Source organism: Arthrobacter sp. 05L417 (assembly GCF_056397865.1).
The window spans coordinates 15973-28310 of record NZ_JBFTOG010000054.1 but is presented as its reverse complement, the minus strand read 5'-3'; the positions used below and the strand labels follow the sequence as shown (position 1 = coordinate 28310).

At 64.2% G+C, this 12338-nt stretch carries 9 protein-coding genes; 3 read left to right on the top strand and 6 right to left on the bottom strand.

Translation table 11 applies throughout. The features are described 5' to 3' along the window. Window positions 1-482: 482 nt before the first annotated feature. From AC1DJW_RS24800 to AC1DJW_RS24780, 5 genes are all read right to left on the bottom strand, one after another. Window positions 483-1670 (bottom strand): 4-hydroxybenzoate 3-monooxygenase, encoded by a 1188-nt coding sequence (locus AC1DJW_RS24800; protein WP_476902792.1) that lies wholly within the window; start codon window positions 1668-1670, stop codon window positions 483-485. A 113-nt stretch (window positions 1671-1783) separates the two neighbouring features. Then, window positions 1784-2536 (bottom strand): IclR family transcriptional regulator, encoded by a 753-nt coding sequence (locus AC1DJW_RS24795; RefSeq protein ID WP_476902791.1) that lies wholly within the window; start codon window positions 2534-2536, stop codon window positions 1784-1786. A gap of 47 nt (window positions 2537-2583) precedes the next feature. Beyond that, entirely contained in the window at window positions 2584-3144 is a 561-nt protein-coding gene (locus tag AC1DJW_RS24790; protein WP_284751554.1) for a hypothetical protein, read from the bottom strand. 107 nt (window positions 3145-3251) lie between these two features. Further along, window positions 3252-4022, bottom strand: a complete 771-nt coding sequence (locus tag AC1DJW_RS24785; RefSeq protein WP_284751571.1) for a GAF and ANTAR domain-containing protein — start codon at window positions 4020-4022, stop codon at window positions 3252-3254. A 146-nt stretch (window positions 4023-4168) separates the two neighbouring features. Then, window positions 4169-5020 carry a M55 family metallopeptidase gene (locus AC1DJW_RS24780; protein WP_241707541.1) on the bottom strand — a complete coding sequence of 284 codons (852 nt, stop codon included), beginning with the start codon at window positions 5018-5020 and terminating at the stop codon, window positions 4169-4171. A gap of 206 nt (window positions 5021-5226) precedes the next feature. Here AC1DJW_RS24780 and AC1DJW_RS24775 point away from each other — a divergent pair, with 206 nt between their 5' ends. From AC1DJW_RS24775 to menC, 3 genes are read left to right on the top strand one after another with little or no spacing between them, the layout of a single operon-like run. Then, on the top strand, window positions 5227-8634 hold the full coding sequence (locus tag AC1DJW_RS24775; protein WP_476902790.1) for a serine hydrolase: 3408 nt from the start codon (window positions 5227-5229) through the stop codon (window positions 8632-8634). After that, window positions 8631-9515, top strand: coding sequence for a hypothetical protein (locus AC1DJW_RS24770; RefSeq protein WP_390281937.1), 885 nt, complete (start codon window positions 8631-8633; stop codon window positions 9513-9515). Before AC1DJW_RS24775 ends, AC1DJW_RS24770 begins: the two co-directional genes overlap by 4 nt. Further along, entirely contained in the window at window positions 9496-10665 is a 1170-nt protein-coding gene (gene menC, locus AC1DJW_RS24765; protein ID WP_390281939.1) for an o-succinylbenzoate synthase, read from the top strand. Before AC1DJW_RS24770 ends, menC begins: the two co-directional genes overlap by 20 nt. Here menC and AC1DJW_RS24760 read toward each other — a convergent pair. Then, the gene (locus tag AC1DJW_RS24760; RefSeq protein WP_390281940.1) at window positions 10636-12300 is read right to left on the bottom strand and encodes a PucR family transcriptional regulator; all 1665 of its coding nucleotides are present in this window, start codon (window positions 12298-12300) and stop codon (window positions 10636-10638) included. The genes menC and AC1DJW_RS24760 overlap by 30 nt on opposite strands. Window positions 12301-12338: the final 38 nt, after the last annotated feature.

Below are 12338 nucleotides of genomic sequence, written 5' to 3'. Positions count from 1 at the left end.
TTCCTCGTCCCGTGCGGCTGCAAATAGTACTCATGCATGAACTCACGGATCTCTTCACGCGTAAAACCCTTGTTATCAACGGCCATCGCCGGCTCCTTCAATCAACAGGTAATGAATGACTCACAACCAGCTTGACGATGAGGGAGCGTCCGCAAGAACACGCACAAACCTGAGCGAGCGTCCGTAAAAACAAGCACAAAGGTGAGCGAGCGTCCGGTCTGCGTGTCAGGCCGGACGCTCGCTCAGCTATATGGCCGCAAACCCCAACCCTCGCTCACCTATAACGCCAAAATGCGAAACCCTCGTGCAGAAGACCAAAGGGCCGCCCGGACAGACCGGGCGGCCCCTTCGCGACGCGCAAATAGCCGGCTGATACGGAAAAGGCCTGACGACTCGCGAATATAGGCCGCGCCAGGGATTTTCTGCGTCATCAGGCCTTCGACGCGTCGGCGGCACCCACGCCGGGTGCCGCCGTCGAACTGCTACTTCCCCGTCGGCCATCCCGTGTACGACTCGGCAAGGTACGCCCGCGCGTGCCGGGAGGAGACCACGGAGTGGAGCTCGCCGAGCTGGCGGGCACGGCCGAAGTCGTCCGAGCCGGGAACGGTGTGCAGCATGGACGTCATCCAGTACGAGAAGTGCTGGGCCTTCCAGACGCGTTCCAGGGCGCGGTCGCTGTAGGACTCGAGCAGCTCGCCGGAGCCATTTGCGTAGAACGAATCGAGGCCTTCGAAGAGAACTTTGACGTCGTGGAGGGCCAGGTTCAGCCCCTTGGCACCCGTCGGCGGAACCGTGTGGGCCGCGTCGCCGGCTAGGAACAGGTTTCCGTAGCGCATCGGCGTGTGGACGAAGCTACGGAACGGCAGGACCATCTTCTCGAGGACCGGCCCTTCCTTGAGTTCAAAGCCGTTTCCGTTGACGCGCTTGCGGAATTCGGACCAAATACGCTCGTCGTCCCAATCGGCCACGTTTTCCTTGGGATCGCACTGGAAATACATGCGCTGCACGTTCTCCGTGCGCTGGCTGATCAGGGCGAAACCGTTCTCGGAGTTGGCGTAAATCAGTTCGTCCGAGCTGCGCGGGGCCTGGGCGAGGATGCCGAACCAGGCGAAGGGGTATTCGTGGAAGTACCACTTGCGGTTGGCCTCGGGGATCTGGAAGCGGCAATGGCTGCGTGAACCATCGGCGCCCACCAGGAAATCCGCCTGGATCTCGAATTCCTGGCCCTCGGCGTCGGTGAACCAGACTTTCGGTTTGCCTTCGAGGTCGTGGATGGTGGTGTCCGTGACGCTGTACCGGACGTCGCCGCCGTCGTCATTGCGCCGTGCAGCGAGGTCAAGGAAGACGTCCGTCTGCGGGTAGAGCCAGACCGATTCTCCCACGAGCTCCTTGAAGTCGATCCGGTGGCTTTCGCCGTTGAAGCGCAGTTCGATACCGTCGTGCCTGTCGCCCTCGCGCAGCACGCGGTCGGAAACACCGCTTTCCACGAGCAAGTTCACGGAGCCGTGTTCCAGGATGCCCGCGCGGACGGTCTCGGCTATCTGTTGGTGGCTGCGGACCTCGATGACGGTGGATTCGATCCCCGACTTCGCGAGCAGGTGGGAGAGCATGAGGCCGGCCGGGCCCCCGCCCATAATGGCCACTTGGGTGGTGATGATCTTACGTGCCATGGTGTTCCTCGCTTCATTGCGGAACCGCGCCTGAAGGCTGCGGTGGTTCTGCTGATCAGTGTGACCCCCACCGCATGGTCGGTGTTATACGAATTCCGTTCAACGGAAAATCCTTAAGCGTTCCGCTGCTCCCCGAGCTGGCGCCCGATTCCGCGGGCCGCCGTCTGCAGCGCGGGTACCAAGGCCTGCAGGCGCATTTCAGCGAGGGGAACCACGACGCCGAGCGCGGCTACCGTGCGCCGCTTGCCGTCCGCGACCGGCACCGCGATTCCCCATGTGTCCGGATCCACTACGCCCGCGAGCTGCGCGTACCCCTGCTGGGCGGTTTCGGCCAAAAGGTGACGGACGACGTCGGCCGTCACCTTTCCGGCGGGGTCGCTGAACTGTTTGAGGTACTCAGCCTGCTGTTCCCGCGGCTGGCTAGCCATCAACGCCAGCCCAGCCGAAGAGATATGAACCGGCATGCGGCCGGCAACCCGGGCGCGGTTGGCCACGGATCCCCGGCGGGACAGCCGCTCGACGAACAATGCCTCCCAGCCGTCGAGCACGGCAAGGTTCACGTTCTGGTTCAGGACCTGCTGGATATCCTCCATGAACGGCAGAGCCGCTTGCCGGAGGGCCAAGGTGGGTGAATTCCGGTTGACGAGTTCCCACAAACGCAGGCCCAGGCGGACATCTCCGCCGACGGCCAGCTCCAGGAGCCCGTGGTCGGCGAGTTGCCGGACCAGGCGATGGGCGCTTGTGAGGGGCAAGCCGGCAGTCTCCGCGAGTTCGGAAAGCCGCAGTGACGTGGATCCTTCGGGGAACGCCTCGATGATCCGGACGATGCGATCCACCACCGAATCGCCGGATGCCGAGTTGGCCACTGCGCCTTCACCACTTCCCGCGGATTCCATTGAATGGGGGCATCAGTTTACATCGGCGCGGAGGGATCCGCTGTGTCATCCCTGGTTTCCCGCCGCGAAATCTCCAAGCCAATCGCGTCGTAGTGCGCCAGGACTACCGGCGAGGCAGACGTACTGGGCTGGTCCAGCAAGCCAAAAGCGAAATCACTGGCGGCAAGGAGTTCTTCATCGGTGCACTTGTCCAGCGGTTGGAGTCCCGCCGCATCGATCGAGGCTGCGAATTCGCCCGTGATCTCGATCGATTTCGATCCCGTTGCGGCTTGCGCGAGGCTCGCAGGCTTGTCCGTGAATTCCAGCGAAACTCCGTAGCCAGCGCCAAGGCCCACTTCCGTCGTTCCGCCGTCGATCGCGTTGAGGTCGTTGCGGAGTCCCGCCAAAGCCTGCGATTCGACAATCGCGGCGCGGGAAAAGCCAACTCTGATGTGGGAGGTGATGCCCATTCGACGAATCCGGCGAACGATGTGAACGAGTGCGGGCCTCGAATCTTGATTGAGGCTTCCCCGTACGTCGATTTCGACGGCGTCCGTGGAGACATCGAATTTCACAAGGGCGTGCAATCTACGGTCCATAGGTACTCCAAATAAGGGTGTCTATGGCCGACGGCTCAACCTCAAGAAGGTTATCGCCTCGCCCCCCTTGTTGTACACCCCACGAGTTGACCCGCGGCGGGCCCGGCTCACCCTGCCCGGCTGCGGCCCGGCTCCTGGGTCGGTTCTTCGAAGTGGGTCAGGGTGCCCGCTGCGTCAACAGAATCCACCAGGGACTTGGCGATATCGCGCAATTTCACATTGCGATTGCTTGAGGCTTCCGTCAGGATCCGGACAGCGTCCTCCTGGCTGCAGCGGCTCTGTGCCATGACAATTCCTACCGCGATGTCTATGACCGTGCGGGACTCCATCGCCGCCCGAAGGTTCTTTGCGCTATCCGCATGGAGGGCGAACCTGATGGCGAGACGCAAGGCCTGCGATACCTCACGGGTGTATCCGCGGGCCCGGTCTGCGGCCCTTTGGTCGAACTTGTAAGGCGCTTCGGAGTACAGGTTGAGCGCCGCTTTTGCCTCTCCCTCAAGGTTGAACGGCAACGACAACACCGACCTCAGGCCGTGCGACGCAACCGCGGCCGCATAGTCGGGGCCCCAACGGTTCTCCTCAAGAAGATCCGGGACGTGGACTTCCCGATCCTCTTCGGCAGCCGTCAAACATGGACCCTGGGCCAAGGAATACTGGATCTCGTCCACTTCGCGGGCCGCATCACTGCTCCAACCAATCGTGAGTGCCTTCCGCTCGCGCAGCAGCGTGATCCCGCAGAGCGCATCATCGCCGTCGCCCGCCATCTGGTGGGCAGAAAAACGAGCCAGCTCATTGAGGAAGTCCTCGAAGTCGGCACTCTCCAGGATCAGGTTCTGGATTCGGTCGATGGTAGTCAAACTGGTATCTGCAGGAAGCATGGCGCGTTCTCCTGGTGAATATGCTGATTGGGGCATGTGGAAACAATAAGTCCCTTTACATAAGGTCCCACACGGCTGGCAATTGAGAAACACCCAGGCCGATTCTCCCAATAGGCGCCTTCGGGTTCCAGCACCTTCAGCTCTAGCTAGCGCCGCATGACGAGTGCTGTCTTGGCGTACATGGCACTCGCCGCGAGTTCATAGAACACGACGATCAGTCCGAGCACTTGGCCAGCATCCGTTACAGTGCATTCGACCGAGCGGTCGCTCGTGCGTCGCGCACCCGGAATCGACATTGCAAGCTCGGCGGCGTTTGCCGTCGGCATGTCCACAGCAACCGTGAACTGCTCCGGCAGTTCCGAAACTGTGAGAGCCGCCGCGTTACGCACGACGCGCGCCGCGGCTTCGCGAATGGCGTCGCGAGCCACGGAAGGCGCAACCGATGCGGTGGAAGTGTAACCGTGCGCGACTTTGACCTCGACTACCTCGACTCCCGCGAATTGCTTCCGAGCGATACGGCAGATCACGTCATCGCCGCTGACGAGCCCGACGGGGACGCCGAGCGAGCTCGCGTACATGGCGTTGACCTCGGCCTCCGAGACCACCGCGCCGTTCACCCGCACCTCCGTGAAGTGGCTCGAAAAGGTGTGCGCAAGCACCCCGTGTTCCCCTGCGGGGGCGTGATAGCCGATGAACAGGGCGACGTCGCAATCCGCCGTGAGCCCCTCGGCCATGCACTGTGCCTTCGGACTGCCGAACACGACGATGGCCCGGGGGTCAAGAAGCTCGTGAATCAGGTTGTCCATCGTGCCGTGCGAATCGTTGATGACCACCTCGTCCGCACCCCCATCGAAGGCACCCGCGATTGCGGCGTTCGCCTCGAGCGTCATCAATTCTTGCGCACGTGGATAGCCATAGCCGCCGCGAACGACCTGGTCGAACGTCGCGACGCCGGCGACGCCCTCCATGTCGATCGAGATGAATGTCTTGATGCTCACAAGTTCTCCTTCGAATCTGGGGCGCGCAGACGGGACTGCGCTCATAGAACCCCAGTATTGCGGCGACACCCCTAGCCGCACCTGAGTCAGAGCAACCAAACAAAGCTTCAGCATTGTGCGATCGGACGAAGTACGGGGGCTGTGGAACGTCGATTGTAGAGGGACAAGACATCAATGGACTCAGCGCCACGAGAAGGGGAATCACCGTGACGAGCAACACCTTTACGAACCGCCCGCTTGAGCTCGAAGATATCGCGCGCTTCGTTGTGCCAGCCGAGACCGCCATCTCGCCCGATGGCAAGCTCGTGGTCTTCACACGCACGGAAACCTTGAACGGCAGGGCGCACAGCTCACTCTGGGCGGTCAGCGACGGCTCCGAGGCCCGCCCTCTGACGAGCGGCCCGGCCGATTCCGCGCCGCAATTCGTTCCCGATGGCTCCGCGGTTCTCTTCCTCCGGGCATCCGCTGGACCAGCCCAGGTGTATCTACTGCCAATCGGAGGAGGTGAAGCGCGGGCACTTAGCCGGACCGCCGATTTCCCCCTGGGTGTTACGGCCGCGCGCATCAGCCCCGACGGCCTCCGCCTCGCCATCACCGCACCAGTTTCACGCAACGTCACGGGGTCCGCGGTGGAAGAGCCGATCGTGATCGACAGGCTCGGCTTCAAGACCGATGGGGTCGGTTGGAACGCAGCGGTTCGACTGCACCTCTTTGTAAGTGAAATCGCATCCGGCCGAGCGCGACGCCTCAGCGACGGGGACTGGAACGCGAGCGAGGCGAACTGGTCGCCCGACAGCCTGCTGATCGCCTTCACAGCCGCCATCGAACCTGGCAGTGACGTTGATTGGACGAGCGGCGCCTACGTGATCGACGTCGACGCCAAAATGCCGCTGCCGCGCCGAATCGGCCAAGCCAGCAGCCTCAGCGGGGCACTCGCATGGTCACCGGACGGTGGCTCCGTGATCGCAGTCGGGAACACCGCCCCGCGCACCGGGAATGCCGAGCTCCTTCGTCTTTACGTCGGCACGGATGAGACCGACGCGTCGTTAACTGCCCAGCTCGACCGCAATGTCATGGCTGGCTTCCCGGGCTACCCAGGCGGGCGCCCAACGTTTCGCGCCGACGGCTCCGAGATCCTCTACTGCCTACGAGACCGCGGCTGGACGCAGCTGCACGCGGTCACCCCCGATGGCACGAGCTCACGGGCATTGGTCGCGGGGCCCCACCAGGTGGTCTCTGCCCTGTCCGTTGCGTCTGCATCCGCACGTGTCGCCTTCGTGCTCACCACCCAGCAGAGCCTGGGTGAGGTCGCGACGCTAGACCTGGCGACGGGCGTCCTCACCGTGCTCACGAGATTGCGCGAGAGCACCCTCGCCGGCATCGAGCTGTTCGAGGCCGAAGAACGCGAGTTCACAATCTCGGATGGCACACGCGTTCATGGTTGGTTGCTCTCGGCCCCTGAGACGGATGGAGCGGCACCCCTGCTGCTCGACATTCACGGCGGCCCACACAACGCCTGGAGTGGTGTCGCTGAAGGTGTTCATCTTTACCACCAGGTCTTGGCGGCGAAGGGCTGGCGCATCCTTATGGTGAACCCACGCGGCTCGGATGGCTACGGGGACGCCTTCTACCGGGCCGTAAACGGGGGCTGGGGTACCGCCGATGAACGCGACTTCCTCGAGCCGATCGACACGCTCGTTGCCGAGGGCCTCGCCGACCCAGATCGCCTCGCCGTGACTGGTTACAGCTACGGAGGCTTCGGCACCTGTGCGCTCACGGCAGCGACCACCCGGTTTGCCGCGGCCGTCGCAGGCGGCCTGATCTGCAACTTCTCCAGCATGGCCGCCGATGGCGAGCACGCCGCGTACTTCTCTGAGATGAGCACCGGGGTTGCGCCGCTCGGCCACTACCGCGAGCTTCTCGACGCCTCGCCGATCGCCCGGGTCACCAATGTCACAACGCCGACCCTCATGCTGCACGGAGCCGAGGACGCATCCTGCCCCGTCGGACAGGCAGAGGAATGGTTCAAGGCCCTACGCCTCGCCGAGGTGCCAGCTCGCCTTGTTGTCTACCCGGGCGGGAGCCATCTGTTCATCCTGGACGGCCCGATCGAGCATCGCATCGACTATAACCGCCGTCTTATCGAGTGGCTCGAAAGCTACGCGCGGCCCGTCTCCCGCGCGCGGCCGCGCGGTCTCACGGCCGCCGGTCAAGGTGCCGGCTTCTGGCGCCGTCGCCTAGGCGTTCTTCGCACGCGCTACGGTGTCACGGCTGCGCAGTTCGGCATCGTGCGGCTCAACGAGAACGGCACCCCGATCGAGTGCACGACGGCGAGCTCGGGAGTACTCGACATCGGCTCCGGTGTATCCACGACGGACGACGCGCTTTTCCAGATTGGCTCGATCACCAAGGTCTGGACAACGGTCCTCATCATGCAACTCGTCGACGAAGGGCGCCTGGACCTGGATGCACCGGTGCAGAGCATTCTGCCCGATTTCGCCCTCGCGGATCACTCCACCGCTGCCGCCGTCACCGTGCGGCACCTGCTGATTCACACGAGCGGCATCGACGGAGACCTCTTCACAGACACCGGCCCGGGCGACGACTGCGTCGAGCGCTACGTCGAGTCACTGAAGAGTGCCAAGCAGGTGCACCCGATCGACGAGCGTTTCTCGTACTGCAACGCAGGCTTCGTCGTCGCGGGACGGATCATCGAGGTGCTGCGAGGCTGCACCTGGGACGCCGCGCTACGAAAGCACATCATCGCTCCCATGGGACTCGAACACACGATCACCCTGACCTCGGACGCCCCACGCTTCGCCACCGCAACCGGGCACTCTGGTTTCGGCGATGCGGCCCAGCCGGTTCCGAGCTGGTCGATCACGCGCTCCATGGGGCCAGCCGGCCTGATCACGGCGAGCATCGGCGACCTGCTCAGCTTCGCCCAGACCGCGCTCCGTGGTGGTGTCGCTCCCAACGGCACCCGCATACTCTCCGCCGAATCGGCCAGGGCCATGCTCGAAGAGCAGGTGAGCCTGCGCGCAGTGTCGCCCGCGACCGTTGGCTGGGGGCTCGGTTGGTTCCTCGAAGACTGGAAGGGAACATTCGTCTACGGACACGATGGGGGTACCATCGGCCAACGCGCCTATCTGCGGGTCTTCCCGGAGGACGGTTTCGCGCTCGCGCTGCTGACCACGGGAGGCCAACCGGACGGTCTCTACCGAGAATTGTTCGGCGATGCCGCTAGTGCCATCTCGACGGCGAGGATTCCGGATGCCCTGCAGATGGACTCGAGCGGCGCGTCCGCCGCGCTTGCCGCGATTGCCGGACTTGCCGGAGGGACTGCCCGGAAACCGCTTAGCTACGCGTCGGGCGGAGCGGCGCTCACTTTTGAGAACGGCGAGAATGGTCCGCAACTCACAATGCGGGAACTCACGGACATCCTGCAGGACGGCGAGGAGCCCACAGCAACCACTCTCAACCTTGTGCCCGCTACCCAGCCCGGGGTCTTGCTCTTCACCGCGCCCGACTCCGCGGGCTGGGCACAATTCCGTCCGCTTGAGAAGGGCGCCTATCTCGGTTACCGCTATATGCCGCATGGTGATGCCTCGTGATCAGTGGTCTCCTCACGAGCGAGGCCAGTCGCGACAAGATCGCCTCACTTGCCGAGGCCGAGGCTGACGCCCTGGCCGTGGCCAGCGGGGTCAGCGTTCGCACCCTGCACGGCCCGGCCGAGATGGAGCTGGCCTCTGCCCTTCTCGCGACAATCTGGAAGGCCGAAGGAAATGAGCCACACATCGACCCGGGCCTTCTTGTCGCGCTCGCCCACGCCCACAACTACGTGGCCGGCGCTTACCGCGGCGCGGACCTTGTTGCCGTGTGCGTCGGGTTCTTCCACCCGCCGCCCGACCGGGCGCTGCATTCACACATCGCGGGCGTCGTCGGCGGGAGCGACGGGGCCGGGGTCGGCAAAGCGCTCAAACACCATGAGCGGGCCTGGTGCCTTCGCCGCGGGACCAACACCATGACGTGGACCTTTGATCCGCTCATCGCGCGCAACGCCTACTTCAACATTCACCGGCTCGGGACAGCCGCAATGGAATACTTGCCCAATTTCTATGGAGAGATGACGGACAGCATAAACCGCGGCCAGGACAGTGACCGGATGCTACTCGTCTGGGATCTGCTGCGGGAGCCCGGTGCCCGCATAGCGGCCGGCACCTCGGAACCGGAGGCCTGTGTCCTCTACAACGAGGACGGCGTGCCGCGTCTCTCCCTCGACTCCCTGGGCTCAGCGCAGCGCGTCCGGGTCGAGATCCCCTCCGACATCGAAACGATGCGCATCGAGCATCCCGATCGAGCCGCTCGCTGGCGCCCAGCGCTCCGCGACGCCCTCGCAACACTCATGAACGACGGTTGGCAGGTCACCGACTTCGCCCGCCGAGGCCACTACAGTCTCGAAAGGACCCCCACACGTGCGCATTCTCAGCATTGACCTCATCGATATCACCCTGCCCCTTGTCTCGCCATTCACCACCTCGTTCAGCACCCAAACCTCGCGCGCACCGCTGCTCGTCAAGGTGACGGCCGAGCACAATGGCCGTGAGGTGACCGGCTGGGGCGAGTGTGTGGTTCTCGACGAGCCCGTTTACTCGCCTGAGTACCTCGATGGCGCGCGCGAGGTCTTGCAGCGCTTCCTGATTCCGGCGCTCTACGCCTGGCAGGATGCTGGCAAGGCGCTCACCGCCGAGCTTGTCGGCCACGTGCTTGAGCACCTCGTTGGCCACCGCATGGCGAAGGCCGCACTTGAGATGGCGATCCTCGATGCCCAGCTGCGGGCGACGGATGTCTCCTTCGCCTCCTATTTCGGCGCCACTGTCGACGCGGTCCCGTCCGGCGTTTCGGTCGGAATCCAGAAGTCAATCCCGGATCTGCTCTCTGCGGTAGGCGACTATGTCGACCAGGGTTACGTGCGCATCAAGCTCAAGATCCAGCAGGGCTGGGACATCGAGCCCGTCCGTGCAGTGCGCGAGCGCTTTGGCGATATCCCGTTGCAGGTTGACGCGAATACCGCCTACCGGCTCGTCGACGCCCCGCACTTGCGCAAGCTCGATCCTTTCAACTTGCTGCTGATCGAGCAGCCGCTTGCTGAGGACGATCTGCGCCAGCATGCCCTCCTCGCCCGAGAGATCTCGACACCGATGTGCCTGGACGAGTCGATTGTCTCGGCCGCCTCTGCCGCCGACGCCATCGCCATGGGAGCCGCCGCAATTATCAACATTAAGCCCGGACGCGTTGGCGGATACCTCGAAGCCAAACGCATTCACGACATCGCCGTTGCCAATGGGGTCGCTGTGTGGTGCGGCGGGATGCTTGAGACCGGCCTCGGCCGCGCGGCAAATGCGGCACTCGCCGGCCTGCCCGGATTCACCTTGCCCGGAGACATCTCGGCATCCGACCGCTTCTACAAGCAGGATATCACCGAGCCCTTCCGCATCGAAGACGGCCAGATCCGGATCCCGAGCGGCGCGGGCATTGGCGTCGAGCCGATCCCTGCGGTGCTCGCCGAGGCGACGACACGGACCGTGACGGTCGCCCCGCGGCGAGCTCAGACGCTACGGCGAGCGATCGCCGTCGGTAAGTAGGCGCAACTGGATCATGGCTGCGAAGCGCGCTTCCGGGTCGTTCAGGTCGATCCCTCCAATGGCGGAGAGCCGGCGTAGGCGATAGCGGAAGGTGTTCGGGTGGGTATACACGAGCGCGGACGCCGCGGCAACGTCGCCAAAGGCATCTAGCCAAGCGCGGAGAGTCTCAACAAGTTGTGCGTTGCGTACCCGGTCGTACTCAAGCAGCCGCGCGACCGGGCCGCTCGGGCGGTCGCCGCGAGCGGCGGCAAGGTCTCCGAGTTCAACGAGAAGCGCCTCAACCTGCACGTCGTCGAAGATCACGACCTGCGCATGCGACTTGCCGAGTTGAAGAACGCGCAGGGCGCGATCCGCGCTGACGCGGGAAGTGGGGAGTGCCGCATGGTCGTCCGCGATTGTGCCGATACCGAGCAGCAGGCGCCGGTCGCCGCCGATGCGCGCGAGGAATTCGTTGGCAACTCGTGCGGTGCGTCGGCCGGCATCCGCTTGATCCGGACGAACGCTGACGACACCGTAGACGATGTTGCCGATCAGGGCGGCGGCGGAGCGGGGGTATACCGCGCCCAGGTGCATCGAGAGGGCGTCCGCGATGCGTTGCCGTGCGGCGAGAAGACGCGCATGTGCGCCCCCGCCTTCCTCGTCCTCTTCGGAATCCGCGGCAGCGAGCGCAAGTACAATGCAGTGGTGACCGGTGAGGCGCAACTGTGACGCGGCGTCGGCCGCGCCCGAGCCGCCCTCAAGCAGCGTGGCAAGTAAATCGGCCCGCAGCCTGCGCTCAACGTCGGCGCCGGCGCGTATTCGCAACATATGCAGCGCGACCAGCTTCGCGGCATCCTTGAGCGCCCCGATCCGATCTTTCGGCATTGGTTCGCGCACCGCAACCCAGATGGAGCCGAGAATCTCGTCGCCCGCACGCACAGCGAGCGCCACACGAGGGTACGAGGCCACTTGGGCGTCGACATCGACGGGAGCGACCTCGATGGGGTCCGTACTGCGATACAGCTCGCGGAACACGCCGCGCTGTTCCAACTGGCGCATGTAGCGCTCGGGAACCTGACGGCCGAGAATTGTCTCCACGCGGGCGGGATCGGCTTCGTCTTGCTTGCCGGAGAAGGCGACGACTCGGGAGTTGCGGTCCTCGATCGTGACGGGCGCATTGAGAAGTGTCGAAATTGCATTGGCGAGCGAGAAGAGGTCACCGGCAGGCATTCCACCGAGGCCTTGCGGTCCGCTCTCACCGACATCGCCTTCCGCGATGAGCGAGCGCAGCATCGAAGTGAGTTGGGCCCAGGATGCACCGCGGGTCAACGCGAGCACGGGAATGCCGGACTCCTCGGACGCGCGTATGATCGCCGGGTCTGCAATCACAGGCGCCCGGAGCACGAGGCCGGCGGCGTCTTGCGTGGCGAGTGTTGTGAGCAGCTCGACGATCTCCTCGGTCTCGCGCATCCCAACGCCGAGAACGAGCGCGCCGTGTGAGGGGACCGCATCGTCGAGGGAGTCGTGGATGATGACCGTCTCGATCTGCTTTTGACCCTCCGCGTTTCCGCAGACGAGCTCAAGAAGGGTCGTTCCGAGGTCTTCGAGAACCCGGCCAAGGCTTGAGCGCGGCTGCGTCGTCACTGGTATGAGCACGCCTCCGACACTACGGGCAGACGGTACGACTCGACATT